This window comes from Escherichia sp. MOD1-EC7011, assembly GCF_002965005.1.
Taxonomy (GTDB): Bacteria; Pseudomonadota; Gammaproteobacteria; order Enterobacterales; family Enterobacteriaceae; genus Escherichia; species Escherichia ruysiae.
Map to the genome: position 1 here is coordinate 1 of NZ_PTRD01000013.1, position 25865 is coordinate 25865.

At 46.6% G+C, this 25865-nt stretch carries 31 protein-coding genes and 4 pseudogenes; 19 read left to right on the plus strand and 16 right to left on the minus strand.

The genetic code is table 11. From position 1 onward, the window contains the following. From A7098_RS24025 to ydaS, 8 genes and pseudogenes are all read right to left on the minus strand, one after another. Window positions 1-284: pseudogene (locus A7098_RS24025) on the minus strand (hypothetical protein); the annotation flags it as partial. Continuing rightward, window positions 259-1413, minus strand: coding sequence for an anti-phage ATPase IteA (gene iteA / locus A7098_RS06200; protein ID WP_000385105.1), 1155 nt, complete (start codon window positions 1411-1413; stop codon window positions 259-261). The gene iteA and the pseudogene A7098_RS24025, both read right to left, overlap by 26 nt. Before the next feature lie 193 nt (window positions 1414-1606). Continuing rightward, window positions 1607-2038, minus strand: a complete 432-nt coding sequence (locus tag A7098_RS06210; protein ID WP_001403739.1) for a DUF977 family protein — start codon at window positions 2036-2038, stop codon at window positions 1607-1609. 15 nt (window positions 2039-2053) lie between these two features. Then, window positions 2054-2815 carry a DUF1627 domain-containing protein gene (locus A7098_RS06215; RefSeq protein WP_001551048.1) on the minus strand — a complete coding sequence of 254 codons (762 nt, stop codon included), beginning with the start codon at window positions 2813-2815 and terminating at the stop codon, window positions 2054-2056. A gap of 22 nt (window positions 2816-2837) precedes the next feature. Further along, entirely contained in the window at window positions 2838-3584 is a 747-nt protein-coding gene (locus A7098_RS06220) for an ATP-binding protein (protein WP_001551047.1), read from the minus strand. 6 nt (window positions 3585-3590) lie between these two features. Beyond that, on the minus strand, window positions 3591-4448 hold the full coding sequence (locus A7098_RS06225; protein WP_001551046.1) for a YdaU family protein: 858 nt from the start codon (window positions 4446-4448) through the stop codon (window positions 3591-3593). A gap of 12 nt (window positions 4449-4460) precedes the next feature. Continuing rightward, window positions 4461-4883, minus strand: coding sequence for a toxin YdaT family protein (locus A7098_RS06230; RefSeq protein ID WP_001551045.1), 423 nt, complete (start codon window positions 4881-4883; stop codon window positions 4461-4463). A gap of 22 nt (window positions 4884-4905) precedes the next feature. Then, window positions 4906-5202, minus strand: a complete 297-nt coding sequence (gene ydaS / locus A7098_RS06235) for a toxin YdaS (RefSeq protein WP_001551044.1) — start codon at window positions 5200-5202, stop codon at window positions 4906-4908. Between the two features lie 123 nt (window positions 5203-5325). On the opposite strand from ydaS, the gene racR reads away from it, so the two are divergent. From racR to ttcA, 13 genes are all read left to right on the plus strand, one after another. After that, the gene (gene racR / locus A7098_RS06240) at window positions 5326-5802 is read left to right on the plus strand and encodes a DNA-binding transcriptional repressor RacR (RefSeq protein WP_001551043.1); all 477 of its coding nucleotides are present in this window, start codon (window positions 5326-5328) and stop codon (window positions 5800-5802) included. Between the two features lie 308 nt (window positions 5803-6110). Further along, a complete protein-coding gene (locus A7098_RS24155) occupies window positions 6111-6245 on the plus strand; it encodes a hypothetical protein (RefSeq protein ID WP_000233813.1) in 135 nt (44 codons plus the stop codon). Window positions 6246-6255: 10 nt separating this feature from the next. Beyond that, window positions 6256-6408 (plus strand): DUF1391 family protein, encoded by a 153-nt coding sequence (locus A7098_RS06250; protein ID WP_001551042.1) that lies wholly within the window; start codon window positions 6256-6258, stop codon window positions 6406-6408. A 420-nt stretch (window positions 6409-6828) separates the two neighbouring features. Then, a complete protein-coding gene (gene kilR / locus A7098_RS06255) occupies window positions 6829-7050 on the plus strand; it encodes a killing protein KilR (RefSeq protein ID WP_000560221.1) in 222 nt (73 codons plus the stop codon). Then, window positions 7050-7220 (plus strand): YdaE family protein, encoded by a 171-nt coding sequence (locus A7098_RS06260; protein ID WP_001551041.1) that lies wholly within the window; start codon window positions 7050-7052, stop codon window positions 7218-7220. The genes kilR and A7098_RS06260 overlap by 1 nt, the downstream gene beginning before the upstream one ends. 74 nt (window positions 7221-7294) lie before the next feature. Beyond that, on the plus strand, window positions 7295-7570 hold the full coding sequence (locus tag A7098_RS06265) for a hypothetical protein (protein WP_001314664.1): 276 nt from the start codon (window positions 7295-7297) through the stop codon (window positions 7568-7570). A gap of 101 nt (window positions 7571-7671) precedes the next feature. Beyond that, the gene (gene recE / locus A7098_RS06270) at window positions 7672-10323 is read left to right on the plus strand and encodes an exodeoxyribonuclease VIII (protein WP_042028471.1); all 2652 of its coding nucleotides are present in this window, start codon (window positions 7672-7674) and stop codon (window positions 10321-10323) included. Next, window positions 10316-11125, plus strand: a complete 810-nt coding sequence (gene recT, locus A7098_RS06275; RefSeq protein ID WP_001551037.1) for a recombination protein RecT — start codon at window positions 10316-10318, stop codon at window positions 11123-11125. Before recE ends, recT begins: the two co-directional genes overlap by 8 nt. 56 nt (window positions 11126-11181) lie before the next feature. Further along, on the plus strand, window positions 11182-11376 hold the full coding sequence (gene ralR, locus A7098_RS06280; protein ID WP_001317028.1) for a type I toxin-antitoxin system endodeoxyribonuclease toxin RalR: 195 nt from the start codon (window positions 11182-11184) through the stop codon (window positions 11374-11376). Then, the gene (locus tag A7098_RS06285) at window positions 11369-11557 is read left to right on the plus strand and encodes a DUF1187 family protein (protein ID WP_001551036.1); all 189 of its coding nucleotides are present in this window, start codon (window positions 11369-11371) and stop codon (window positions 11555-11557) included. Before ralR ends, A7098_RS06285 begins: the two co-directional genes overlap by 8 nt. A 99-nt stretch (window positions 11558-11656) precedes the next feature. Beyond that, entirely contained in the window at window positions 11657-11872 is a 216-nt protein-coding gene (xisR, locus tag A7098_RS06290; RefSeq protein WP_000079604.1) for an excisionase XisR, read from the plus strand. A gap of 1 nt (window position 11873) precedes the next feature. Then, a complete protein-coding gene (locus A7098_RS06295; protein ID WP_001551035.1) occupies window positions 11874-13109 on the plus strand; it encodes a site-specific integrase in 1236 nt (411 codons plus the stop codon). Window positions 13110-13160: 51 nt separating this feature from the next. Next, window positions 13161-14096, plus strand: a complete 936-nt coding sequence (ttcA, locus tag A7098_RS06300) for a tRNA 2-thiocytidine(32) synthetase TtcA (RefSeq protein WP_000662471.1) — start codon at window positions 13161-13163, stop codon at window positions 14094-14096. Between the two features lie 94 nt (window positions 14097-14190). Here the strand turns inward: ttcA and dbpA are convergent, their stop codons facing one another. The 4 genes from dbpA to A7098_RS24165 form a co-directional block, all read right to left on the minus strand. Continuing rightward, entirely contained in the window at window positions 14191-15564 is a 1374-nt protein-coding gene (gene dbpA / locus A7098_RS06305) for an ATP-dependent RNA helicase DbpA (protein WP_000123764.1), read from the minus strand. A 29-nt stretch (window positions 15565-15593) separates the two neighbouring features. Continuing rightward, the gene (gene ynaL / locus A7098_RS24160) at window positions 15594-15767 is read right to left on the minus strand and encodes a protein YnaL (RefSeq protein WP_105280509.1); all 174 of its coding nucleotides are present in this window, start codon (window positions 15765-15767) and stop codon (window positions 15594-15596) included. A gap of 274 nt (window positions 15768-16041) precedes the next feature. After that, a complete protein-coding gene (gene zntB, locus A7098_RS06315; protein WP_016158374.1) occupies window positions 16042-17025 on the minus strand; it encodes a zinc transporter ZntB in 984 nt (327 codons plus the stop codon). A gap of 14 nt (window positions 17026-17039) precedes the next feature. Beyond that, window positions 17040-17087, minus strand: a complete 48-nt coding sequence (locus tag A7098_RS24165; RefSeq protein WP_212741833.1) for a hypothetical protein — start codon at window positions 17085-17087, stop codon at window positions 17040-17042. A 195-nt stretch (window positions 17088-17282) separates the two neighbouring features. Between A7098_RS24165 and A7098_RS06320 the strand changes: the two genes are divergently transcribed. Beyond that, a complete protein-coding gene (locus A7098_RS06320; RefSeq protein ID WP_000207188.1) occupies window positions 17283-18515 on the plus strand; it encodes a sensor domain-containing diguanylate cyclase in 1233 nt (410 codons plus the stop codon). A gap of 20 nt (window positions 18516-18535) precedes the next feature. On the opposite strand, the gene smrA is transcribed toward A7098_RS06320, so the two are convergent. From smrA to A7098_RS06335, 3 genes are all read right to left on the minus strand, one after another. Next, on the minus strand, window positions 18536-19099 hold the full coding sequence (smrA, locus tag A7098_RS06325; RefSeq protein WP_001046841.1) for a DNA endonuclease SmrA: 564 nt from the start codon (window positions 19097-19099) through the stop codon (window positions 18536-18538). 173 nt (window positions 19100-19272) lie between these two features. Then, window positions 19273-20784 carry a DHA2 family efflux MFS transporter permease subunit gene (locus A7098_RS06330; RefSeq protein WP_105280532.1) on the minus strand — a complete coding sequence of 504 codons (1512 nt, stop codon included), beginning with the start codon at window positions 20782-20784 and terminating at the stop codon, window positions 19273-19275. Window positions 20785-20792: 8 nt separating this feature from the next. Next, entirely contained in the window at window positions 20793-21821 is a 1029-nt protein-coding gene (locus A7098_RS06335; protein WP_000587193.1) for an HlyD family secretion protein, read from the minus strand. A 96-nt stretch (window positions 21822-21917) separates the two neighbouring features. Between A7098_RS06335 and A7098_RS06340 the strand changes: the two are divergent. Continuing rightward, window positions 21918-22733, plus strand: a pseudogene (locus A7098_RS06340) (helix-turn-helix transcriptional regulator). Window positions 22734-22912: 179 nt separating this feature from the next. Here A7098_RS06340 and A7098_RS24170 read toward each other — a convergent pair. Further along, a pseudogene (locus A7098_RS24170) lies at window positions 22913-23129 on the minus strand (LysR family transcriptional regulator); the annotation flags it as partial. Between A7098_RS24170 and A7098_RS06350 the strand changes: the two are divergent. From A7098_RS06350 to uspE, 4 genes and pseudogenes are all read left to right on the plus strand, one after another. After that, window positions 23129-23260: pseudogene (locus A7098_RS06350) on the plus strand (hypothetical protein); the annotation flags it as partial. The pseudogenes A7098_RS24170 and A7098_RS06350 overlap by 1 nt on opposite strands. Before the next feature lie 17 nt (window positions 23261-23277). After that, window positions 23278-23793 (plus strand): methylated-DNA--[protein]-cysteine S-methyltransferase, encoded by a 516-nt coding sequence (gene ogt, locus A7098_RS06355; RefSeq protein WP_105280510.1) that lies wholly within the window; start codon window positions 23278-23280, stop codon window positions 23791-23793. Window positions 23794-23987: 194 nt separating this feature from the next. Then, entirely contained in the window at window positions 23988-24740 is a 753-nt protein-coding gene (gene fnr / locus A7098_RS06360; RefSeq protein WP_000611911.1) for a fumarate/nitrate reduction transcriptional regulator Fnr, read from the plus strand. Between the two features lie 151 nt (window positions 24741-24891). Further along, the gene (uspE, locus tag A7098_RS06365) at window positions 24892-25842 is read left to right on the plus strand and encodes a universal stress protein UspE (RefSeq protein WP_001262134.1); all 951 of its coding nucleotides are present in this window, start codon (window positions 24892-24894) and stop codon (window positions 25840-25842) included. Window positions 25843-25865 lie beyond the last annotated feature (23 nt).

Below are 25865 nucleotides of genomic sequence, written 5' to 3' on the forward strand. Positions count from 1 at the left end.
GAATCAGAACGATTGTTCTGGAAAAACTCTAAAGCTGTGGCCAGTTTTTGTTGACCACTACAACCCAAGCTTCCAGGGTACTCTGAAAGTTTGGATTCTAAATAATGTTTACTGGTTGTTAAATTTCTTACTAGCCCTTGTCTATATTCGGCTGTTACATCAACCAATACCTTTGCCCCACCGCCAGCGTTTACTATTGCACCCAAGTCACTACTGGAAAAAGGGATTCTTAACATTGGGTTTGTAACTTTTGCGTTACTAAACTGTGTACCCCTTCTGCTCATATGCTCCTGACTCCTTCAGAATGTTTGAAATTACTCTTGATGTAAGTTTGTACAAATTAGCAAGAACTCTGATAGAAAATAATTTTTTATCTTTAGAACGTAACCAACGAATTTCATCTTCGTAAGTGCTTAAATTTACACCTTCCATAAGCGATTGAGCAAGATACAAACGCCTATACAATTTATGGTGATTTATCACACTTGCACCTTCAATAACTGCATCCCTACGTGCATCCAAGCTCACCTGTTCAATTATTGCTCCGGATAATCCTTCCGATTTTCTTGATAAATCACTTAAATCTAGATCGCTACATATCATATTCTTTAAACGATTTTTCCAAATTAACTCTCTCTGATGTATGTCAGGCAGAGGCATTGGAATTCTGAAGCTAAATCGCCTCCAGATTGCAGGATCCAGAAGTTGCTCATGGTTAGTTGAGGCAATAATTACCGTATCCTCTGATGCCGCATCCATATTCTGCAATAGTGAAATGACAACTCGCTGAAGCTCACCTATATCTCTCTCATTACCTCTTGCTCCAGCTAAAGCATCAAATTCGTCTAAAAAAAGCACTGATGGCCTCTGCATTACATAATCGAAAACCTGTCTAAGATTTTTGCTGGTTTGTCCCAATAAACTACTAATCAAAGTATCGCAACGCACTGTAAGAAGTGGAAAATCTAAGCGGGTAGCGATGTACTTAGATAACATAGTCTTACCTGTTCCTGGCTTTCCATACACGAGCATACGACTCGGCAATGCTGCATCAGCTTTAACAAACTCATCATAACGTTGAACATTAGTGATAAACTCTTCAACACGGGTACTGATTGCTGCAGGCAGAAAAATCTCTGAACTGTCTAATTTAGGATAACTGACATCAACAGTGTTGAGTCGACTATCAATATCTACCGGTAATGAGCCCAGAGATATCCCACCTCCAGCCCTTTGAGCTCCTGCCAACGCCTGGGGAGCTCTAAGCAACCTTTCTCTTATCATTCTGGCTTGCTTGACCTCCCCTTTTTGTTCGAGCTTATCTGCCAGCAACCCAGCATAATTACTAGCCATCGAAGCATTTGCCTTTGTTGCACCTTCAATGATTTTTAACACTTCTGATAAATAATCCATTCAACACTCCCACAACAAAAAGCCACAGCAATCAAAAAATGAGCACGCAGAATCAAAATACTCTCTAATCGTAACGCATTTTGAGATTTTTGATACGTTTTTTTGGGATTATGTAACGCCAAATGGTCATTTTGTGTCAGAAAAATAAATCTTAGTACCGAGAATATGTAGCTTCCATCCTTCATCGTTCTATTCATCCCTGATCTCCAAGCCTCTCTCGAAAACCATTCTGATAAAACGCCAGCACACGCTGCATAACTTCACTCTTCCGGCACTCGCGACAGATTATGTTCAGACGCCTGTCGTAGCGGCGTATTTCTCCGTCTGGTAATGACCAGATAAGGTCCGGATCAACCACAGATGGTTTCTTCACCTTTGCCCTGGATAGTTTTTTGCGGGCATTTTGCCAGTCCTTACGAGCCTGTTCAGACGGGAATAACCCGTAACCAGAGTTGTATACATCGCCACTGGCAACCAGCTCTCTGGCGAGAACGCTCATCAGATATCTTGTCGCACCTGTCTTGGCCTCCAGTTGTCGTAACGTCTCGCGTCCACTCCGGCGTACTAGCTCAACAACCTGCCCTTTAATTTTTTCCCGCTCTTCTTGTGTAAATACTTTTGCCATAAGCGCCTCCGGCAATCACTTTTCCGATACAACACGGCGGGAAGAATCAGCAATCTGTCGAACAATATCCCGGTGCTTGTTCAGCTCCCGCAGCGCGGCGCAGACTCGCTCCCACTTCTGGACATGATTTTTCGCCCGACGCAGTTCGCGGTTTGCCATATGCAGCGATGGCAAAATCAGGTCATCAGCTCGCGTTTCAGTAAACGATGGCAGCGACTGCACAATGTCCGCCACAGTTTCTGTTTTAATATCTTCCTGTGTTGCAGCTTCCTGTACTGGTAACGCAACATCTGCTGGCTGAGGAAAGGCTTTAAAATCAGTTTCCGTTACCGATGCAGCTTTCGGCTTTGCTGGTAAATTATCGCCCGGTATGCAGTAACGAAATTTACCGTTCTGATTAACGCGAATCAGACGACCTTTGCTGATTGCCATTGCCAGCGTTGAAGCCACTTTGCGTGATGTGGTACCGAACCATGTAGCCAACTCATCCGCCGTTTGTGGTCCACGTTGTTCAATCGTCGCAGTTAAATCGCACTCCGAAATTTTCGCGACTGTTGCCGTGGTGGTTTCTTCCGGCGGTTCTGCCTGCTCTGGCTGTTCCTGCTGAACGTTGTTATCAGCCACACGCCAGGTGTATACGCTTTTATCAACGAAACCAGCCTTTTTCAGCTCCCACAGCTCGTTCAGTACCTCTTCACGACTGATATCAAGTCGCGCAGCCAGTTCTACCGACGTGGCTTTTCCCATTGCTTTCAGTGCGTCAAAAACAGTCTCCATTAAAATTTCCTCCCGGTAAAAATCACTTCGCAATTCCTGGCTGGACGACATTCGGACGCCAGCTCTCCCAGTTAAAATTCACCCAGCGTCCGCCGTTCATGGTCATGCGATCCATAATCCGCTCGCCGAGCAATGTTTTCATGGCCTCATAGTTCAGGTTTGTCAGCATCCCCACGCTGCGCATCGACGCTGTCCGGCGATCAACAATCTGGTGCAGCACCACCTGCTCGTTTTTTGTCTCGCGCTGAATGCCAATTTCATCAAGAACCAGCAGATCCACTTCGCACAGTTCCCGCAAAAATTTTTCGCCTGACTGCCCATCGTCATAGCTGGCGTGCAGGGCACTCATAACATCAGCCACGGTAACCACAATCACTGTCTGACCGTCTTTCAGCAGGCGATTCCCGATAGCTGCCGCTAAGTGGTTCTTCCCGGTACCAGGTTTTCCGCTGAACGCAAAATTTGTACACCCGGTCATCAGTTCATCAGCGATGGATTTCGCCTGACTCAACGCGTATCGCTGCGCTTCGTTCTGCACCTGGTAATTCGAAAACGAGCATTTGCGGTGCAATGGCTGGATGCCAGAGCGATTCAGAATTTTTTCCACCCGCAACTGACGATTCTGACGGTTGATCTCCTCACAACGTTTCTGGCCTTCGGAAAGTTGCCACTCGCGCCACTCCGCTACCGTCTTGAATGGCGCGGTTACATGTGACGGGGCCAGTCTGCGGATACGTTCAAGAACGTCGCCTGTCGCAATATTTTTCATGGACAGTTACCCCCTGAAGCCTGGCGGGATCGCACTATCCGGTAACGAGACGGTGTTAACCTGTCGGAGTAACGTCTCAGGTCGAACACCTTTCGGCGCGAACAAGCCCTGGTATTCATTGGCGATGCTGTGTCTAATCACCTGCTCAGGTGAAAAACCCTGCTGGCGGAATTTTTCCAGCTCCCGTATCGCCCCGTTAGCGCCCTGCTCCGTTCGAATCGGTTTTCGCAATGCCTGGCGAAATTCAACCCACTCACGCCAAAGCGAGACAGAAATCCAGTTCGGCAAAGCAATATCCAGAGGGTCAAACTTTTTGACACCTCGATTCCCCCGGGGGGGATTTAGGGGGGGATCTGTTTTTAGATCTTTATCTGTATCTTTATTAGTTGCCTTTGTGTTGACATCATGTTCAAACACCACTTCAACATCTGTTTGAACACCTGTTAAATTTCTCTCTTGTTTTGTTTGAACATCTGCTTCCTTTCTGCTTCTTCTGGCCTGAACAGATGCTTTTCCTGCGGCTGATTTTTTGGTTAATTTTTCCCTGACTGATGCCAGATCTTCCGCAATCCGAAGATGCACCCATTCCTCGCCGTTATCGCAAAAAAACTCCTGCAAGGATGGTTCAACATCAGCCCATCGCTCGTTAGTCAGACGGGCAATTTTTGCCAGCCTGTTTTTAGGTATTGGCTTTCCTGTTTGCCAGTAATTGAACATCAGCAACAAATACGCACCATGCTCCTCTGCTGACAAATGCATGGTGTCAGCCAGGTAATCAGCTATGTACAGTTGCATGTATGGTAATGCGGCCATAATTGCCCCGTATGATGCTGCCCGGTGGCTTAGAATAAGCACAAACAGCATGAAAACTTTTGCTTAATGAACAATGACAGAATCGTCGGAAGACCCGCCGCCGCTGAAATGCGCTTTCCGGTAAACGGCTTGGACTGCATCATCATGCGCATCAATTGCCGTACTTAACGCTTCCTGCGCCGCCAGTAATGCACGGCGTTCCAGGGTATCGAAGATGCAGAGTCGGTGACGCAGCTCGCGCGGAAGGATTGCCAGAATTGCTGGGATCAGCTTCTGAATTTTTTCCCTTTGCGCATTCGTTTCACCTTTCAACCAACGGTGATAGATATTCTGCTGATTGTTCCAGTCCTTGCCTGGAACCAGGGGCAATTCGCCGCCCCCCTGGCGCAGATATTCTTCAGTAATTGCATTGGCTACCCATGCCTGCCCTTTTTCGGCTGCCAGGGCAAACAACACCGATTCGATGTGCTCATGCTTGATTTTCATGAATCATTTGCCTCTTGATGTTTCAGGTATGATCAAATGAGGATTTGTTACTGTCATTTAGTTGCTTCACTGACATATTCTGCGAACAACATGCCGAACGTCGTAAATATGACCAGTCAATATCAGGACGAAGTTCTTCGCACAGCACCTCACCTCTTGTTGCACGTTCAATTGCTGGACATCTCTCGGCAGGCAATTGACGTACCCCTTTGATCCATTGATTTACGCTTGGAGGTGATACACCTAAAAGCCTAGCCATTGCTGTTTGCCCACCGACAACAGCACAAGCTTGCTTGAATGAATAGTTCTCTTTTTTCATCGAATGAACTCCAAAAACACACAGAGATATTAGGCGACGCCTAATACAAATGTCAATAGGCTATGCCTAATACAATGAGAGTAGGGATTGCCTAATGCAATGAGCATAGGAGAATATTAAGCAATGCTTAGTGGTAAAGACTTAGGCCGAGCGATAGAGCAGGCCATTAACAAAAAAATCGCATCGGGATCCGTCAAATCAAAGGCGGAGGTCGCACGCCACTTCAAAGTCCAACCACCATCAATCTATGACTGGATTAAGAAAGGCTCCATAAGTAAAGATAAACTTCCAGAATTATGGCGTTTCTTTGCTGATGTTGTTGGTCCAGAGCATTGGGGGCTTAACGAATACCCCATACCAACCCCCACCAATCCAGATACAAAAAGTGAACTTTTAGATATAAACAACCTTTATCAAGCAGCCTCTGATGAAATAAGAGCGATTGTAGCTTTCCTGTTATCTGGAAATGCTACAGAACCAGATTGGGTTGACCACGATGTTCGCGCCTACATAGCAGCGATGGAAATGAAAGTGGGTAAGTATCTGAAAGCTCTAGAATCTGAACGGAAAAGCCAGAACATCACAAAAACTGGAACTTAAACTTATATGGTCTGACGGAAAACTCCTGGATTCCGTTATTTAACCCCCCCATCACTTTCTCCAGTCGCCATCACCTATTAGGTTACGCTTAAAATATTAGGCATAGCCTATTGACAATCAATTAGGCATTACCTATAGCTCCAGCATACCACCCACCCCGCCCCACAGAACGCCAGGCAATACTTCGAGTTACCAGGCAGTGGTCAGGGGTTAAGTAGCCAGCCCGAGGCGTATGAACATGACGGCGGGATTCAAATTTTGCAGTGCAGCAGTTAGTTCCGCCACCCGGCGTTAAGGGGAGAGATAAGATGGTGCATTACGAAGTAGTTCAGTATTTGATGGATTGTTGCGGTATCACTTACAGCCAGGCTGTGCAGGCTTTACGTAGCAACGACTGGGATCTCTGGCAAGCAGAAGCCTCTATCCGCAACAACAAGATGTGAGGTGCGAAAAATGCAAAAAATCGACCTCGGCAATAACGAATCCATGGTGTGCGGCGTGTTCCCTAACCAAGATGGAACGTTCACTGCTATGACGTATACCAAAAGCAAAACATTTAAAACAGAAACAGGCGCACGTCGCTGGCTTGCCAGAAATACTTGCTAATCCATTATTTGGATTAATTCAATATTCTCGCTGTAGGGGTATAGCAGAAACCACCAAAGCCCGGAGGTGGTGAAATAAAACCGGGCACAACACGAAGGCGCATTTCCGATATCCATAAAGAGTCGGTCTTGTCTGTTAAATTTAAATGGTGGGAGTGCGCCTCCGGTTGTGGATAACAACACTGCTATGTGTAGTCTTGGCGGCATCAGTTTTTTCTTGAAGTTCGACTGATGCCCGCCCTTTTTAAAGTGAATTTTGTGATGCGGTGAATGCGGCTAAGCGCACGCGGCACAGTTAAAAGTCATGTTAGTCCTTATTGGTTTGGGTGGGAAAGCCGACTGTAATTGTTAACTGGTTGCAGTCACCTGGAGGCACCAGGCACCGCATCAACAAAGTTCATTTGTAAAAATGGAGATAATTATGATTGCACATCACTTCGGAACTGATGAAATACCACGTCAGTGTGTGACTCCTGGTGACTATGTTCTTCATGAAGGCCGGACATATATTGCCTCGGCAAACAATATTAAAAAGCGAAAACTTTATATTCGTAACCTGACCACAAAAACATGCATTACTGACTGCATGATTAAAGTCTTCCTCGGTCGTAATGGTTTACCTGTAAAGGCGGAGTCATGGTGATGACTAAGAAAATAAAATGTGCTTACCACCTTTGCAATAAAGAAATTGAAGAAAGCAAAAGTATCAAAAGACCACTTCATTTCATGCGTGGAGTTATCCAAACGACGGAAATGAAAAAATATTGTAGTGAAAGTTGTGCCGAAAAAGACCAGATGGCACACGAACTTTAATTAACTGACTATGCGAAACTGAATTTATGCCAGCAATGGCAGGGATTCGCTCAACCTTAATTAAGGAGAAAAACATGATTACCAGTTATGAAGCCACTGTTGTAACTACTGATGACATTGTTCACGAGGTTAATCTGGAAGGAAAGCGTATTGGCTACGTGATTAAAACAGAAAATAAAGAAACCCCATTCACTGTGGTTGATATCGACGGTCCATCAGGCAACGTTAAAACACTTCACGAAGGTGTCAAAAAAATGTGCCTGGTGCATACCGGAAAGAATCTGCCCGCAGAAAAAAAAGCCGAATTTCTGGCAACTCTAATTGCAATGAAATTAAAAGGTGAAATCTGAAAGAAATAGCCTGCGTATGGCGCAGGCTATGAACAGTGTGTATCCGGCAAGATCATTCACTGAACAAAACGAATTTTAATCTGAGTTGAGGTTAAAAAACAATGAGCACAAAACCACTCTTCCTGTTACGGAAAGCGAAAAAATCATCCGGTGAACCTGACGTCGTCCTGTGGGCAAGCGACGATTTTGAATCGACCTGTGCCACTCTGGACTACCTGATCGTTAAGTCAGGTAAAAAACTGAGCAACTATTTTAAAGCTGTTGCCACAAATTTTCCTGTCGTTAATGACCTTCCCCCTGAAGGTGAGATCGATTTTACCTGGAGTGAACGCTATCAACTCAGCAAAGACTCCATGACATGGGAACTAAAACCGGGAGCAGCGCCAGACGACGTTCACCACCAGGATAATGCTCAAGAAACCAACGAACTGGCGGGAGGCCAGGAAGAAAACGCGCAGGCAGACGCCCACGAGGATTGCCAGGATTGCGAAGTCTCTGTAGCCACTTTGCGGTTCACACAGCGTCTTCTGCACATTTTTACGTATGCGGCCGGGGATCGGAAATACCTGCATCATGCCACCCGAGAACAACGCGAACACATTACTGCTCTTGAGATGGATCAGGAAAACAGCTATGTCCAGAATCTGCTGTTGGCCATACGCGGCATGGCAGAACCGACAACTCTGGATAATGCCGCCCTGCTCCGCCTGACTGATGCAATTAAGGCAGTTTTCTCTATCACTAAAAAACATCAGCCCTATGAATTTAAGAATTTCATTTCAGCCTGGCTGGATACCGAACACATTGATCGCGGTCTTCTGACAAAAGAATGGCGAAAAGGGAATCGTGTTTCACGCATCACTCGCACGGCTTCCGGTGCTAATGCTGGCGGCGGGAACCTCACAGATCGCGGCGAAGGTTTCGTCCACGATCTGACGTCACTGGCGCGCGATATAGCCACTGGCGTACTGGCCCGTTCAATGGACGTGGACATCTATAACCTTCATCCGGCACACGCTAAACGCATTGAGGAAATTATCGCTGAAAATAAACCGCCCTTTTCTGTTTTCCGCGACAAATTCATCACCATGCCTGGCGGGCTGGATTATTCCCGCGCCATCGTGGTTGCGTCCGTGAAAGAAGCACCAATTGGGATCGAGGTCATCCCCGCTCACGTCACTGCATATCTGAACAAAGTACTGACTGAAACCGATCATGCCAACCCTGATCCGGAAATCGTGGATATTGCCTGCGGTCGCTCCTCTGCCCCGATGCCGCAGCGAGTAACAGAAGAAGGAAAACAGGATGATGAAGAAAAACTGCAACCATCTGGAACAACGGCAGATGAACAGGGAGAGGCTGAAACAATGGAACCGGACGCAACTAAACATCATCAGGACACGCAGCCGCTGGATGCTCAGTCACAGGTAAATTCTGTTGATGCGAAATATCAGGAACTGCGGGCAGAACTCCATGAAGCTCGGAAAAACATTCCATCAAAAAATCCTGTCGATGCCGATAAATTGCTTGCTGCATCACGTGGTGAATTTGTTGACGGAATTAGCGACCCGAACGATCCGAAATGGGTTAAGGGGATCCAGACTCGCGATTCTGTGTACCAGAACCAGCCAGAAACGGAAAAAACCAGCCCGGATATGAAACAACCTGAGCCAGTAGTGCAACAGGAACCGGAAATAGCCTGCAATGCCTGCGGCCAGACTGGCGGGGATAACTGCCCTGACTGTGGTGCGGTGATGGGCGACGCAACAAACCAGGAAACATTCGATGAAGAGAATCAGGTTGAAGCTAAGGAAAATGATCCGGAGGAAATGGAAGGCGCTGAACATCCGCACAATGAGAATGCTGGCAGCGATCCGCATCGCGATTGCAGTGATGAAACTGGCGAAGTCGCAGATCCCGTAATCGTAGAAGACATAGAGCCAGGTATTTATTACGGAATTTCGAATGAGAATTACCACGCAGGTCCCGGTGTCAGTAAGTCTCAGCTCGATGACATTGCTGATACTCCGGCACTGTATTTGTGGCGTAAAAATGCCCCCGTGGACACCACAAAGACAAAAACGCTCGATTTAGGAACCGCTTTCCACTGCCGGGTACTTGAACCGGAAGAATTCAGTAACCGCTTTATCGTAGCACCTGAATTTAACCGCCGTACAAACGCCGGAAAAGAAGAAGAGAAAGCGTTTCTGATGGAATGCGCAAGCACAGGAAAAATGGTTATCACTGCGGAAGAAGGCCGGAAAATTGAACTGATGTATCAAAGCGTTATGGCTTTGCCGCTGGGGCAATGGCTTGTTGAAAGCGCCGGACACGCTGAATCATCAATTTACTGGGAAGATCCTGAAACAGGAATTTTGTGTCGGTGCCGTCCGGACAAAATTATCCCTGAATTTCACTGGATCATGGACGTGAAAACTACGGCGGATATTCAACGATTCAAAACCGCTTATTACGACTACCGCTATCACGTTCAGGATGCATTCTACAGTGACGGTTATGAAGCACAGTTTGGAGTGCAGCCAACTTTCGTTTTTCTGGTTGCCAGCACAACTATTGAATGCGGACGTTATCCGGTTGAAATTTTCATGATGGGCGAAGAAGCAAAACTAGCAGGTCAGCTGGAATATCACCGCAATCTGCGAACCCTGGCTGACTGCCTCAATACCGATGAATGGCCAGCTATTAAGACGTTATCACTGCCCCGCTGGGCTAAGGAATATGCAAATGACTAAGCAACCACCAATCGCAAAAGCCGATCTGCAAAAAACTCAGGAAAACCGTGCACCAGCAGCAATTAAAAATAACGACGTGATTAGTTTTATTAACCAGCCATCAATGAAAGAGCAACTGGCAGCAGCTCTTCCACGCCATATGACGGCTGAACGTATGATCCGTATCGCCACCACAGAAATTCGTAAAGTTCCGGCGTTAGGAAACTGTGACACTATGAGTTTTGTCAGTGCAATCGTACAGTGTTCACAGCTCGGACTTGAGCCAGGTAGCGCCCTCGGTCATGCATATTTACTGCCTTTTGGTAATAAAAACGAAAAGAGCGGTAAAAAAAACGTTCAGCTAATCATTGGCTATCGCGGCATGATTGATCTGGCTCGCCGTTCAGGTCAAATCGCCAGTCTGTCAGCCCGTGTTGTCCGTGAAGGTGACGAATTTAATTTCGAATTTGGCCTTGATGAAAAGTTAATACACCGCCCAGGAGAAAACGAAGATGCCCCGGTTACCCACGTCTATGCTGTCGCAAGACTGAAAGACGGAGGTACTCAGTTTGAAGTTATGACGCGCAGACAGATTGAGCTGGTGCGCAGCCAGAGTAAAGCTGGTAATAACGGGCCGTGGGTAACTCACTGGGAAGAAATGGCAAAGAAAACAGCTATTCGTCGCCTGTTCAAATATCTGCCCGTATCAATTGAGATCCAGCGTGCAGTATCAATGGATGAAAAGGAACCACTGACAATCGATCCTGCAGATTCCTCTGTATTAACCGGGGAATACAGTGTAATCGATAATTCAGAGGAATAATTCAGTCTGGCGGTGTAATGCACCGCCAACTTGAAATATTTTTTATGAGAAAAATTATGAGATATGACAATGTTAAACCATGTCCATTTTGTGGTTGTCCATCAGTAACGGTGAAAGCCATTTCAGGATATTACCGAGCGAAGTGTAACGGATGCGAATCCCGAACCGGTTATGGTGGAAGTGAAAAAGAAGCACTCGAAAGATGGAATAAACGAACCACTGGAAATAATAATGGAGGTGTTCATGTATAAAATTACCGCCACTATTGAAAAGGAAGGTGGCACTCCTACTAACTGGACAAGATATTCAAAATCTAAACTAACGAAATCAGAATGCGAAAAAATGCTCTCAGGTAAAAAAGAAGCAGCCGTTTCCAGAGAGCAGAAAGTAAAACTGATAAATTTTAATTGCGAGAGACTTCAGTCCTCGTGAATTGCATTGTATTCAAATTAAAACTTCATAGCTGATTATTAATAATCAACATCGGGCGTCAATTTCAGTCTAACATTGGCGCCTGCCAGAGGTGATGCGATGGCACAAGTAATCTTTAATGAAGAGTGGATGGTTGAATACGGCCTGATGCTTCGCACTGGTCTGGGGGCCAGACAAATTGAAGCATACCGCCAGAACTGTTGGGTGGAAGGCTTCCACTTCAAACGAGTATCTCCTTTAGGGAAGCCAGACAGTAAGCGAGGGATTATCTGGTACAACTATCCAAAGATAAATCAGTTTATCAAAGACTCATGATATGTCTAAATTACCAACAGGTGTCGAGATTAGAGGTAGATACATTCGCATCTGGTTCATGTTTCGAGGAAAACGATGTCGGGAAACATTAAAAGGCTGGGAGATTACAAACAGTAATATTAAAAAGGCCGGAAATTTAAGATCGCTGATAGTTCATGAAATAAACTCCGGTGAATTTGAGTATTTAAGACGTTTTCCCCAGTCCAGCACTGGGGCAAAAATGGTGACAACGAGAGTCATAAAAACGTTCGGAGAACTTTGTGATATCTGGACAAAAATTAAAGAGACAGAGTTAACAACAAACACAATGAAGAAAACGAAATCACAATTAAAAACACTCAGAATAATAATTTGTGAAAGTACCCCGATATCACATATTCGTTATAGCGATATCTTAATCTACCGGAATGAACTGCTGCATGGAGAAACGCTTTACCTGGATAATCCAAGATCCAACAAAAAAGGAAGAACCGTGCGCACAGTTGATAACTATATCGCCCTGCTCTGTTCGCTGTTGCGTTTTGCGTATCAGTCGGGGTTTATATCAACCAAACCATTTGAAGGAGTAAAAAAATTACAGCGAAACAGAATAAAGCCTGATCCGTTATCTAAAACAGAATTCAATGCATTAATGGAAAGTGAAAAAGGACAGAGCCAGAACTTGTGGAAATTTGCCGTTTACTCAGGACTTCGTCACGGGGAACTGGCAGCTCTGGCGTGGGAGGATGTGGATCTCGAAAAGGGAATAGTGAATGTCAGAAGAAACCTGACGATACTTGATATGTTCGGTCCCCCAAAAACAAATGCCGGGATCCGGACAGTAACACTACTGCAGCCTGCTCTTGAAGCACTGAAGGAGCAATACAAACTGACCGGGCATCATCGCAAAAGCGAAATCACTTTTTATCATCGGGAGTACGGCAGAACCGAAAAGCAAAAACTGCATTTTGTTTTCATGCCCAGAGTGTGTAACGGAAAACAGAAACCTTATTACTCGGTAAGCAGTTTGGGTGCGAGATGGAATGCAGCAGTAAAACGTGCTGGTATTCGCCGCCGTAATCCGTACCATACGCGGCATACTTTTGCCTGCTGGCTGTTGACGGCAGGAGCGAACCCGGCGTTTATAGCCAGCCAGATGGGGCATGAAACTGCGCAGATGGTGTATGAAATTTACGGTATGTGGATTGATGACATGAACGACGAACAGGTAGCCATGTTGAATGCGCGGTTATCGTAGTTGCAAAGTTTGCCCCCAATTTGCCCCATTTAGTACCAGAGAACTGAAATAATGAAAGAAAATCAACAAATTACAAAGAAAGAACAATACAACCTGAACAAATTGCAAAAACGTCTGCGTCGTAACGTAGGCGAAGCCATTGCTGACTTCAATATGATTGAAGATGGCGATCGCATTATGGTTTGCCTCTCCGGTGGTAAGGACAGCTATACCATGCTGGAGATTTTGCGTAATTTGCAGCAAAGTGCGCCAATCAGTTTTTCGCTGGTTGCCGTTAACCTCGACCAGAAACAACCTGGCTTCCCGGAACACGTCCTGCCGGAGTATCTTGAAAAGCTGGGCGTTGAGTACAAGATTGTTGAAGAGAACACTTACGGTATCGTGAAAGAGAAGATCCCGGAGGGCAAAACTACCTGCTCACTGTGCTCTCGTCTGCGTCGCGGTATCCTTTACCGCACTGCAACGGAGCTGGGTGCGACGAAGATCGCGCTGGGTCACCATCGTGACGATATCCTGCAAACGTTGTTCCTGAATATGTTCTACGGCGGCAAGATGAAAGGTATGCCGCCGAAACTGATGAGCGATGATGGCAAACATATCGTGATTCGTCCGCTGGCCTACTGCCGCGAAAAAGATATTCAACGTTTTGCCGATGCGAAAGCGTTTCCGATTATTCCGTGCAACCTTTGCGGTTCACAGCCTAACCTGCAACGTCAGGTGATTGCCGATATGCTGCGTGACTGGGATAAGCGTTATCCGGGGCGAATTGAGACGATGTTCAGCGCGATGCAGAATGTTGTGCCGTCTCATTTGTGCGATACCACTCTTTTCGATTTCAAAGGCATTACCCACGGTTCCGAAGTGGTTAACGGCGGTGATCTGGCGTTTGATCGCGAAGATATCCCACTACAGCCAGCGGGCTGGCAGCCTGAAGAAGATGAGAATCAGCTGGATGAATTACGGCTGAATGTGGTTGAAGTGAAATAACCAGGATAGCGCCCGATGCGCAAGATTATCGGGCAACTGTTGTTTAGGCCGGATAAGACGCAACCAGCGTCGCATCCGGCATTACAACATTTCATTATTTTAATAACCGCACCCGGCACGTTTTCCCTTTAATCTTCCCGCCCTGTAACTGCTTCCATGCCTTATGGGCAACACCCTGACGCACTGCGACATAAACATGCGCCGGATGCACAGTGATTTTGCCAATATCTGCGCCATCAAGCCCGATATCGCCCGTCAACGCACCTAACACATCACCCGGTCGCATTTTGGCTTTTTTCCCGCCATCAATGCACAACGTCGCCATCTCTGCTTCCAGCGGCACAATGGAACTACTGGCTGGCGGCGTTTGCCAGTTAAGTTTTATCTGCAACATGTCAGAAATGATATTGGCGCGCTGTGCTTCTTCCGGGGCACAGAAACTGATCGCCAGTCCGCTATTTCCTGCACGCGCTGTACGCCCGATGCGATGTACATGAACTTCGGGATCCCACGCCAGCTCAAAGTTCACTACCAGTTCAAGAGATTTGATATCCAGACCGCGCGCTGCGACATCGGTCGCTACCAGCACGCGGGCGCTACCGTTAGCAAAACGTACCAGGGTCTGATCGCGATCACGTTGCTCCAGGTCGCCATGTAACGACAATGCACTTTGCCCTACTTCATTAAGCGCGTCACACACAGCCTGACAATCTTTTTTGGTATTGCAAAACACCACGCAAGAGGATGGCTGATGCAAACTTAATAACCGTTGCAACAGCGGAATTTTGCCTTTGCTGGATGTCTCATAAAATTGTTGTTCAATGGGTGGCAGAGCATCTGTTGAGTCAATTTCAATCGCCAAAGGATCGCGTTGAACACGACCGCTAATCGCGGCAATTGCATCTGGCCAGGTCGCCGAAAACAAAAGCGTCTGACGAGAAACCGGTGCAAAACGGATCACCTCATCAATGGCATCACTAAATCCCATATCCAACATGCGGTCGGCTTCATCCATCACCAGCGTATTCAACGCATCCAACGATACCGTGCCTTTTTGCAGGTGATCCAGCAAACGACCCGGCGTTGCCACGATAATATGCGGCGCATGTTGCAGCGAATCACGCTGCATACCGAACGGTTGACCACCGCACAAGGTCAAAATTTTGGTATTCGGCAGAAAACGCGCCAACCGACGTAACTCCCCGGCAACCTGATCCGCCAGCTCACGCGTAGGACACAGTACTAAAGCCTGGGTCTGAAACAGCGACGCATCAATTTGCTGTAACAACCCGAGGCCAAATGCCGCCGTTTTGCCGCTGCCGGTTTTCGCCTGCACGCGAACGTCTTTTCCAGCAAGGATCGCCGGAAGCGCGGCGGCCTGTACCGGTGTCATGGTTAAATAACCCAACTCATTAAGGTTAGTGAGCTGGGCGGGAGGCAAAACGTTCAGGGTAGAAAAAGCGGTCACAATCTATTCTCGTGGTCATCGACGCAAAATTAGCAGGCGCGTATCCTCGCAGATCTACGCTCACGATGCGACAATTTAATCGGTTCTTCATCTGGCGGCGGGTCGGGCATAGGTTGCGGACGAGGAATCGGATCAGGCACAGGAATGGGATCGCCAGGAATCGGTTCAGGGACAGGAAGTTGCAAATAAATGAGTGTCGTCATATTTCCCTCCGGTCATTGGGTGGACTCTTAAAGGGTAGACGCTGACAAATAACAGGCAAAAAAAAGCCGACTCATCTAAGTCGGCGTCGTACGAATCAATTGTGCTATGCAGTAATTCAAAAAAGGAAGTAAGACAATATGGAGCGCAACGCCCATCGCTTGACGTTGCATTCACCTGCGAGGAAGATATTGCCCTGAATGGGTAGAGAGTTTATTGACTTCGCTCAAACTTTACGGCGTTTTTGTATACAGGAAGTAGACAAATTTTCTTTTGTTACAACCATTTACTACGATGCAACCATAAAGCAACACCACCAATAAGAACAACTAACAGAATACAAAAAAGCGAAAAACCGAATTGCCATCCCCCGCCAGGAATACCACCAAGGTTGACACCAAATAATCCCGTTAAAAACGTACTGGGTAAAAAGACCATTGCCATCAAGGACATCGTATACGTGCGACGCGCTAAGTTTTCCTGCATGACCTGGGCGATTTCATCCGCCATCACGCCAGTTCGGGCAATACAAGCGTCAATCTCATCCAGACCACGTCCGAGACGATCGGCAATATCCTGCATTCGGCGGCGCTGGTCGTCATTCATCCACGGCAGGCGCTCACTGGCAAGACGAGCATAAACATCACGTTGAGGCGCCATATAGCGACGCATAACAATTAATTGTTTACGCAGTAGCGCCAGGAAACCGCGCGGAGGAATTTGTTGATCGAGTAGATTATCTTCCAGGTCGATAATTTTATCGTGCAGTTGTTCTATAAACTCACTGGAATGATCGGTCAACGCATCACAAACATCCACCAACCAGCCGCCGCAATCGGTCGGACCAGTGCCCTCTTCCAGATCGCTAACCACATCATCCAACGCCAACACTTTACGTTGTCGGGTCGAGACAATTAACCGTCCGTCCATATAAACACGCATGGCCACCAACTGGTCGGGACGTTCATCAGTACTGCCATTAATGCAGCGCAAAGTAATCAGCGTCCCTTCGCCAAGACGACTGACTCTGGGCCGTGTACTTTCTCCCGCCAGCGCATCGCGCACATTATTTGGCAGCAGTGGTGTCGTCGCCAGCCACTGGGCGCTGTCATGGTGCACATAATTGAGGTGGAGCCAGCAAGGATGCGCTTCATCTATCTCATCTGTATTTTCCAGCGGTTTAACGCCACCTTTGCCATCCAGAATCCAGGCAAATACTGCATCCGGGACATTTACGTCCGCTCCCTTAATCACTTCCACAGTTGCCTCCATCATCAACGGATTATTTTGTAGTCTAGTCTTCTGGTCATGTTACGCAAAATCTCATCACCCCATTACCCTGAAATGATTAATAAAATCCTGTCAAAATTAAATACAGAAAGCAAAATACTTTTCCTGATTTGAAAACGTGTAAAGCGTTAAATAGCGTCTATCATTATCAGAATTATCTGATCATTTGTCGTGGCATTTTTGCGATCAGGTAGCAACAAAAGATTGATAAAAATAACGGGATTTCAATGACTACGCACAACTTCAATACTCTGGACTTATTAACAAGTCCTGTCTGGATCGTTTCCCCTTTCGAGGAAAAATTAATTTATGCCAATAGTGCTGCGCGACTGTTGATGCAAGAACGCACTTTTAGTCAGCTACGTACCGGGCTCTATTCCATCTCCTCGCAAAACGAACTGCCAAAATACCTGACAGACCTGCATAACCAGCTTGATATTGTAGAAATCCTCACTGTCCAGCGTAATGGTGAAGATACAGCATTAAGCTGTCGGTTGACCCTCAACGAGATTAGTGACACTGGAAAAGTCATTATATTTGAAGGAATGGAAACACCCGCAACTCTGGGTTTAAAGGCCAGCCGTTCAGCGAATTATCAACGTAAAAAACAAGGGTTTTATGCTCGTTTTTTTCTGACTAACTCCGCGCCAATGTTGTTGATAGATCCCTCGCGTGATGGCCAAATCGTCGATGCTAATCTGGCAGCGCTTAATTTCTATGGCTATAACCATGAAACAATGTGTCAGAAACACACTTGGGAAATTAATATGCTTGGGCGTCGCGTTATGCCTGTCATGCATGAAATTTCACGTTTGCCCGGCGGGCATAAACCCCTCAATTTTGTCCATAAACTGGCAGATGGTTCCGTTCGACACGTACAAACTTATGCTGGGCCAATTGAGATTTACGGTGACAGGTTAATGTTATGTATCGTACATGATATTACTGAGCAAAAAAGGCTGGAGGAACAGCTGGAACATGCTGCCCACCATGATGCGCTAACGGGGTTACTTAACCGTCGACAGTTTTACCACATAACTGACCCAGGACAGATGCAGCACCTGGCAATCGCTCAGGACTACAGTTTGTTGCTCATCGACACCGATCGTTTTAAACATATCAATGACTTATACGGTCATCAGAAAGGGGATGAAGTGTTATGCACGCTTGCCCGTACACTCGAAAGCAGCGCCCGCAAAGGCGATTTGGTGTTTCGCTGGGGTGGTGAAGAGTTCGTCTTATTATTGCCCAGAACCCCTCTGGATACTGCACTTTCCTTGGCTGAAACGATCCGCTTGAGCGTGGCAAAAGTGAGCATTTCGGGCTTGCCGCGCTTCACCGTCAGTATTGGCGTGGCGCATCACGAAGGAAATGAAAGTATCGATGAACTGTTTAAACGGGTCGATGATGCGTTGTATCGGGCAAAAAATGATGGACGCAACCGCGTGCTGGCAGCATAAGCCACGGAAGCGTCCCGTGATCAACGGCTGCGTTTAGCGTGGCGCTCCCAGTTTTCCTGCTTCGCCTGCGCCGTTTTACGGAGTGCGACGTAACACGCCCCGCTGCCGCCATGATGCGGTAGCGCGGTACAATATGCCTGGACATCATCAAATTCAGTCAGCCAGCGCGCCACATAGCTGCGAACAATGTTGGCGTGCGATTTATCGTCCCGCCCTTTGCCATGAATAATCAGCACGTTACGTAAACCATCCGCCAATGCCTGTTGAATAAAAATGAACACCATTTTGCGGCACTCTTCCACCGGCTGACGTAGAAGATTCAGGCTGGCCTGCTGCGGATATTTACCGCTGCGTAACTTATCCAGCACCCCATGTTGCAGCCCTTCTCGCCGAAACTCCAGCGGCTGGCTTCGCGGGATGATGTCGAGAAATCCAGTAGTAAGGAAATTATCAAGTTGCAGCGTGTCGATACGCTGCGGCGCACGTTGGTTACGCGTTGGATGCCAGTGGACATCTGTAGCGCGCTTCAGTGGCTGGACATCTTCCATGGCGTCAAGAAACAGCGATTTGTCGTCAAGGTTCATGTAACCTCCTATGCACCTTCACACATCTGATATTTGCGGCATCGTTCACTTCACAGATTGAAACAATACTTTGCTCCATACCTGCTGGTGTCTGCACAGGCGGGGCATTTTATACTAGCCTGGTGACAGTATCGAACAGTTTAGACCGGGTTTAATTCAGCACAGGCATCCGATCAGGGTGATTTGTTCATCGCAGGAGTCAACATAAATGCGATGAGTAACAGACCACTGATTAGCAGAAAGGTATCCGAAAATGCCATAGTTTGTGCCTCCCGCAACATCAATTGACTCAACAATTTGGTTGAAGCCAGTATTTCCGATGTCTGGTCACTTCCACTGCGATTAAAAAATAAAGCACTTCTGGAAATGAAGTCATTCACCGTATGGGGAACAGAAACCATTTTTTCACCCATTCTCAAAAAATGAAAATTAGTTCGGTTATTGAGAATAGTGCCACACAGAGCAATACCAATCGCGCCCCCAAGATTACGTGTTAAATTAAATACACCTGAGGCTAACTTCAGCCGTTCTTTGGGAATTCTTCCCAGCGTTAATGTTACGATGGGAGCCATCGCAAACTGCTGCGAAATCCCTCTGATGGCCTGTGGAAACAGTAACTCCTGCCATCCCCATTCGTGGGTTATAGGGGTAAAAAGATACATTGAAAACACAAATCCCCCCAGCCCCGCCATCAACAGCCATCGCAGATTTATTTTTTTAGTTAACCAGAAGTAAAAGGGAACAGAAAGTAACTGGAAGATACCTGTTGTGCAAACGGCAAAACCTATCTCTTCGGCATTTAATCCGCGAACCCGCCCCAAAAATACAGGTATTAAATATACAGTAGAGAATATCCCAACTCCTCCAGAAAAAGAAAAAAAACATCCCAGCGTAAAATTTTTATCCTTAAAAGCATGAAGATCCATGATCGGATTGGATATTGTAAGTGTACGCGCAGCAAATAAAATAAAACTCACCAATGCCAGAACTGATGTCAGCAAAATAGTATTGTCATTCAACCATCCCCAGCGCGCTCCTTCTTCAAGGGTATATTCCAGACATCCTAGTGTCAGAGCCAACAGGATAATACCAGGATAATCAGCAACTTTCAGTAAAGAGAGATCAGGTTTATCAAAATTAACCAGAAAAGGAATACTCAAAACTAAATATATGCCCGGTAATATATTGATATAAAATAGCCATCGCCAGTCGAGGTTATCAGTGATCCAGCCCCCCAGAGTTGGCCCTAGCGTCGGTGACAATGAGGCCAGCGCACTGACTACCGCAGCAGCCAACCCCAACTCTTTGCCCTGGTAATAAATAAATGCCGTCGTGAAAACTAAAGGGATCATGGATGCGCCAGCAGCTCCCTGTAAAGCACGAAACAAAATCATGCTCTGAATATTCCATGCAAGACCACAAGCGATACTCATTAAAGTAAATATTCCCGCAGATAGCGTAAAAAGCCAACGAGTGGAAAATACCCGTGACAGCCACCCAGAGAGCGGAATAATAATAATCTCAGCAATTAAATAGCTGGTCTGAAGCCAGGCCATTTCGTCTTTACCTGCGGACAGACCACCACCTATTTCATTTAGGGATGACGAAACAATTTGAATATCAAGCTGAGCAATAAATAACCCAATACACATACTGGCGAAGGCAATATGTTTACGCATAGCCATCCCCATCATCATTTTTCATCAATACTAACAGTGACTGACAGCCCCGGACGAAGGAGTTGCTTTAATTCTGTTGGCCTGTCAAAGGCAATCCGTACCGGAACACGCTGGACAATTTTGGTAAAATTTCCGGTGGCATTTTCTATCGGGATCAAACTGAAACTGGCACCTGTCGCTGGGGCGAGACTCTCAACATAGCCCTTGAACACTTTCCCTTTGAGCACATCTGCGCGGATCTCAGCCTTCATTCCAGGCTTCATTCCCGCTATTTGGTTTTCTTTAAAATTTGCATCAACCCACAACTCACTGACTGGTACTAGTGAAACTAACGATGTGCCGCCCTCCACCCAACTGCCTGTATGGGCGCTGCGGTTTGCGACAATGCCATCAATCGGCGCACGAACAAGGGTATATTCCAGATCCAGTAGTGCCTGAGTCAGAGCGGCCTGAACTTCTTCGATACTCGCACGTGCATTTTCTTCCTGAGCAGATAAAACCGCCAGCCGTTGCTTCTCCACCAGGAAATCGTTCGCGGCTTTGCGCTCCTTTGCTGCGGCCTGCTGGTAGTCAAACCTGGCGTTATCAATAATTTGTTGCGATATTGCCGCTGATTGTGCGAGTTTTTCATAACGTTCAGTATCTCGCAGGCGCTTTTGCGCCTCATGTTTTACTGCCTGCCATGTTTCACTGGCACTTTGAATTATCGACTGCTGCATCGCAATAGTGGCTTGAATACTTTCGAGATTGGCTTTGCTACTTTTTATTTTTGCCTCAAGCCTGGCGACATTTGCACGATAATCCCGATCATCGAGACGCAGGATAATATCGCCTTTTTTTACGCTCTGATTATCGAGCACCTCTATAGCAGAAATATAACCAGAAACTTTACTTGCCACCGTGGTGATATTACCACCAATGTAAGCATCATCCGTCGTCTGTATAAATCTTCCTTTGCTTACCCACCAGATAAAAAAGACAACGCCAGCCAAAAGAATACCGATCGCAACCACCCCAATAAGCTGTTTTTTAGAAATTATCATCACTCTTTACACCGTATATATCCGGAAACTTGCATACGTCATATTTAAAATTTAACATGGCTTATTTGATGATTTATGACAAAATACCTACTGTAAATGACAATCACACTGCAACCCAAAGCATCACCAGGGCATCACATTATCGGACTGGATTCGGAACATCTGAATGGAGGCACAGTTCCCTAGCATAAACATCTCTATGCCCAGTTGCTTTACCCGGCTGAAGGCGTCGTTCGTGTATGGGCTGGAGAAAGCGTCTGGCTAGTCCATGCCAGCAGCGCGCTTTGGCTGCCTCCACAAATGCCGCATAAGTTTGTTGCGACGGGCAACGTACTTTTAAAAACCGTACTGGTTTCAGAAGCGGAAAGTGAAACGCTGGGAAAAGTTTGCTTCATGACCGGTATTTCACCCCTGTTAAGGGAATTACTAATTGCAATTAACCAACTTCCACCGTCGCAAAATACCACAGATAAACAACAGTTACGTTTTTCAGCCCTCGAGACACTGATACTTCAGGAAATAAAAATGGGGGTGAAAATGTCACTTGAACTCCCCTGGCCAAATGATGAGCGGCTACAGCAGCTTTGTGAGAATTTGCTAAACAACCAAGGGTATCTGCCAACACTGGATAATCTGGCGGATAAAATTAACGTCAGTAGCCGTACACTCATGCGCTTATTTGTTAAAGAAACGGGATTAACATTTCGCCACTGGGTTCAGCAAATGCACGTTATTTCTGCAGTAACGCTTCTTGATGATGGATATTCGTTGGCCAAAATTGCCCATCGTCTGGGCTATGCCTCAGCCGAATCGTTCGGCAATATGTTTAAGCGTCGAACGGGTTACTCGCCCGGTAAATTTACCAGTCGATTAGCGATGCATGATTATGCAATCACGAGACGAATGATTTAACTTATATTTTCGTGAAATCTGTCACTGAAGAAAATTGGCAACGGATGGGCAAAACCGTTATAACACTGTCACCGGTCACCGGTCACCAGGAACCCAGGCCGGATTTAAGACGCGGATGCACTGCTGTGTGTACTGTAGAGTCTGGCGGATGTCGACAGGCTCTATTTTTTTATTCATTTTTAGCTCTGTAAATAACCACATTCTCGCCGGGATTGGGTGATGAATGACGAGATCAGTGGTGCCTGGCGGCTATCACGCTGCTGAATCAAATAACAGGTCGCCTACGGTAAAATTTCGCTGACTGGAATTATTCCAGCCTCGATCCATGTGAAGGATTGCCCTCATTTCTTCAGGCTGAAAAATCAAAAAATCGCTTTATGCTACCAGACTGCGACAAACCAGACGCGAAACCAGCTACTTACTCTTTGTTAGTCTTAATCTTTTTGGTGGTATGGCTGCTAATGTTGCTGGCGTGGTATCTTATCGGTCTGCCTATTGGTTCGGGGATTTACCCACGTTTGTCTTAAGCCTTAAGAGAGAACGGATGCTGAGATTACTTGAAGAAAAAATTGCCACGCCACTGGGACCGCTGTGGGTGATCTGCGATGAACAATTTCGTCTGCGGGCGGTTGAATGGGAAGAGTACAGCGAACGCATGGTGCAGCTGCTGGACATCCATTATCGCAAAGAAGGTTATAAGCGCATTTCTGCCACCAACCCAGGTGGTTTAAGCGACAAGCTTCGTGACTATTTCGCCGGGAATCTTAGCATTATTGATACGCTTCCTACCGCCACGGGAGGCACGCCATTTCAGCGCGAAGTCTGGAAGGCACTGCGCACTATCCCCTGCGGGCAGGTAATGCATTACGGTCAACTGGCTGAATATCTGGGTCGACCAGGTGCAGCGCGTGCCGTTGGCGCAGCAAATGGCTCTAATCCGATCAGCATCGTCATCCCTTGCCACCGGGTTATTGGACGAAACGGCACGATGACAGGATATGCAGGCGGAGTGCAGCGAAAAGAGTGGTTATTGCGCCATGAAGGCTATCTGCTACTGTAAACCTTAAACAATTTGTGCCGATTTTTTCACAGTTTTATGTAAAGTTACCCTTAACAATTTAAAGCTTTTCAAAGGGATAGACATAAATTTACATCTATTATCGGAATTCTCCGCTGTTAAGGTTTGCTTAGACTTACTTGCTCCCTAAAAAGATGTTAAAATTGACAAATATCAATTACGGCTTGAGCAGACCTATGATCCCGGAAAAGCGAATTATACGGCGCATTCAGTCTGGCGGTTGTGCTATCCATTGCCAGGATTGCAGCATCAGTCAGCTTTGCATCCCGTTCACACTCAACGAACATGAGCTTGATCAGCTTGATAATATCATCGAGCGAAAGAAGCCTATTCAGAAAGGCCAGACGCTGTTTAAGGCTGGTGATGAACTTAAATCGCTTTATGCCATCCGCTCCGGTACGATTAAAAGTTATACCATCACAGAGCAAGGCGACGAGCAAATCACTGGCTTCCATTTAGCAGGCGATCTGGTAGGTTTTGACGCTATTGGTAGCGGTCATCACCCGAGTTTCGCCCAGGCGCTGGAAACCTCAATGGTATGTGAAATCCCGTTCGAAACCCTGGACGATCTGTCTGGTAAAATGCCGAATCTGCGTCAGCAGATGATGCGTCTGATGAGCGGTGAAATCAAAGGCGATCAGGACATGATCCTGCTGTTGTCGAAGAAAAATGCAGAAGAACGCCTGGCTGCTTTTATCTACAACCTGTCCCGTCGTTTTGCCCAACGCGGCTTCTCCCCTCGTGAATTCCGCCTGACGATGACTCGTGGCGATATCGGTAACTATCTTGGCCTGACGGTAGAAACCATCAGTCGTCTGCTGGGTCGTTTCCAGAAAAGCGGCATGTTGGCGGTCAAAGGTAAATACATCACCATCGAAAATAACGATGCGCTGGCTCAGCTTGCTGGTCATACGCGCAACGTTGCCTGATTTTTCCGCATAATCAACTATCCTTCTGTCATATCATTAAATTTTTCTGATTTATTGATCTGGCAGAAGGTTCATCACTGTTTCATTCACCAGATATGGGTTAATCTTTTAATTACAAACTGCGTTGACAGTTGTTGTAAGGAGACCCTGTATGGCTATGTATCAGAACATGCTCGTTGTTATCGATCCTAACCAGGACGATCAACCGGCATTACGGCGAGCTGTTTATTTACATCAACGGATTGGTGGCAAAATTAAAGCCTTTTTGCCGATTTATGACTTCTCATACGAAATGACTACCCTGCTCTCTCCCGACGAGCGTACCGCTATGCGTCAGGGGGTTATCAGCCAGCGCACAGCCTGGATCCATGAGCAGGCAAAGTATTATCTCAACGCTGGCGTCCCGATTGAAATTAAAGTGGTATGGCATAACCGTCCTTTCGAAGCCATCATTCAGGAAGTGGTTAGCAGTGGGCACGATCTGGTGCTAAAAATGGCGCACCAACATGACCGTCTGGAAGCGGTTATTTTCACCCCTACCGACTGGCACCTGTTACGCAAATGCCCAAGCCCGGTGTGGATGGTGAAAGACCAGCCGTGGCCGGAAGGTGGTAAGGCGCTGGTGGCGGTGAATCTCGCCAGTGAAGAGCCATATCATAATGCGCTCAATGAAAAACTGGTGAAAGAAACGATCGAGCTGGCGGAACAGGTAAATCACACCGAAGTCCATCTGGTTGGCGCCTACCCCGTAACACCTATCAATATTGCCATTGAACTGCCGGAATTTGATCCAAGTGTTTATAACGATGCCATTCGTGGACAACATTTGCTGGCGATGAAAGCCCTGCGGCAGAAATTCGGCATTAATGAAAACATGACGCACGTTGAAAAAGGTCTGCCAGAAGAAGTGATTCCAGATCTGGCCGAACATTTGCAGGCAGGGATTGTCGTTCTTGGCACTGTGGGACGCACCGGTATCTCTGCGGCATTCCTTGGTAATACGGCTGAACAGGTGATTGATCATCTCCGCTGCGACCTGCTGGTGATTAAACCTGACCAGTACCAGACGCCTGTAGAACTGGATGACGAAGAAGACGATTAATTGTTTATCAATTACTTGCAAGG

What these genes read in the sequence shown, in the direction of transcription:
- iteA (WP_000385105.1), bottom strand. Translation starts at nt 1,413, where the DNA reads ATGGATTATTTATCAGAAGTGTTAAAAATCATTGAAGGTGCAACAAAG.
- A7098_RS06210 (WP_001403739.1), bottom strand. Translation starts at nt 2,038, where the DNA reads ATGGCAAAAGTATTTACACAAGAAGAGCGGGAAAAAATTAAAGGGCAG.
- A7098_RS06215 (WP_001551048.1), bottom strand. Translation starts at nt 2,815, where the DNA reads ATGGAGACTGTTTTTGACGCACTGAAAGCAATGGGAAAAGCCACGTCG.
- A7098_RS06220 (WP_001551047.1), bottom strand. Translation starts at nt 3,584, where the DNA reads ATGAAAAATATTGCGACAGGCGACGTTCTTGAACGTATCCGCAGACTG.
- A7098_RS06225 (WP_001551046.1), bottom strand. Translation starts at nt 4,448, where the DNA reads ATGCTGTTTGTGCTTATTCTAAGCCACCGGGCAGCATCATACGGGGCA.
- A7098_RS06230 (WP_001551045.1), bottom strand. Translation starts at nt 4,883, where the DNA reads ATGAAAATCAAGCATGAGCACATCGAATCGGTGTTGTTTGCCCTGGCA.
- ydaS (WP_001551044.1), bottom strand. Translation starts at nt 5,202, where the DNA reads ATGAAAAAAGAGAACTATTCATTCAAGCAAGCTTGTGCTGTTGTCGGT.
- racR (WP_001551043.1), top strand. Translation starts at nt 5,326, where the DNA reads ATGCTTAGTGGTAAAGACTTAGGCCGAGCGATAGAGCAGGCCATTAAC.
- A7098_RS24155 (WP_000233813.1), top strand. Translation starts at nt 6,111, where the DNA reads ATGGTGCATTACGAAGTAGTTCAGTATTTGATGGATTGTTGCGGTATC.
- A7098_RS06250 (WP_001551042.1), top strand. Translation starts at nt 6,256, where the DNA reads ATGCAAAAAATCGACCTCGGCAATAACGAATCCATGGTGTGCGGCGTG.
- kilR (WP_000560221.1), top strand. Translation starts at nt 6,829, where the DNA reads ATGATTGCACATCACTTCGGAACTGATGAAATACCACGTCAGTGTGTG.
- A7098_RS06260 (WP_001551041.1), top strand. Translation starts at nt 7,050, where the DNA reads ATGACTAAGAAAATAAAATGTGCTTACCACCTTTGCAATAAAGAAATT.
- A7098_RS06265 (WP_001314664.1), top strand. Translation starts at nt 7,295, where the DNA reads ATGATTACCAGTTATGAAGCCACTGTTGTAACTACTGATGACATTGTT.
- recE (WP_042028471.1), top strand. Translation starts at nt 7,672, where the DNA reads ATGAGCACAAAACCACTCTTCCTGTTACGGAAAGCGAAAAAATCATCC.
- recT (WP_001551037.1), top strand. Translation starts at nt 10,316, where the DNA reads ATGACTAAGCAACCACCAATCGCAAAAGCCGATCTGCAAAAAACTCAG.
- ralR (WP_001317028.1), top strand. Translation starts at nt 11,182, where the DNA reads ATGAGATATGACAATGTTAAACCATGTCCATTTTGTGGTTGTCCATCA.
- A7098_RS06285 (WP_001551036.1), top strand. Translation starts at nt 11,369, where the DNA reads ATGTATAAAATTACCGCCACTATTGAAAAGGAAGGTGGCACTCCTACT.
- xisR (WP_000079604.1), top strand. Translation starts at nt 11,657, where the DNA reads ATGGCACAAGTAATCTTTAATGAAGAGTGGATGGTTGAATACGGCCTG.
- A7098_RS06295 (WP_001551035.1), top strand. Translation starts at nt 11,874, where the DNA reads ATGTCTAAATTACCAACAGGTGTCGAGATTAGAGGTAGATACATTCGC.
- ttcA (WP_000662471.1), top strand. Translation starts at nt 13,161, where the DNA reads ATGAAAGAAAATCAACAAATTACAAAGAAAGAACAATACAACCTGAAC.
- ynaL (WP_105280509.1), bottom strand. Translation starts at nt 15,767, where the DNA reads ATGACGACACTCATTTATTTGCAACTTCCTGTCCCTGAACCGATTCCT.
- A7098_RS06320 (WP_000207188.1), top strand. Translation starts at nt 17,283, where the DNA reads ATGACTACGCACAACTTCAATACTCTGGACTTATTAACAAGTCCTGTC.
- smrA (WP_001046841.1), bottom strand. Translation starts at nt 19,099, where the DNA reads ATGAACCTTGACGACAAATCGCTGTTTCTTGACGCCATGGAAGATGTC.
- A7098_RS06330 (WP_105280532.1), bottom strand. Translation starts at nt 20,784, where the DNA reads ATGGCTATGCGTAAACATATTGCCTTCGCCAGTATGTGTATTGGGTTA.
- A7098_RS06335 (WP_000587193.1), bottom strand. Translation starts at nt 21,821, where the DNA reads ATGATAATTTCTAAAAAACAGCTTATTGGGGTGGTTGCGATCGGTATT.
- ogt (WP_105280510.1), top strand. Translation starts at nt 23,278, where the DNA reads ATGCTGAGATTACTTGAAGAAAAAATTGCCACGCCACTGGGACCGCTG.
- fnr (WP_000611911.1), top strand. Translation starts at nt 23,988, where the DNA reads ATGATCCCGGAAAAGCGAATTATACGGCGCATTCAGTCTGGCGGTTGT.
- uspE (WP_001262134.1), top strand. Translation starts at nt 24,892, where the DNA reads ATGGCTATGTATCAGAACATGCTCGTTGTTATCGATCCTAACCAGGAC.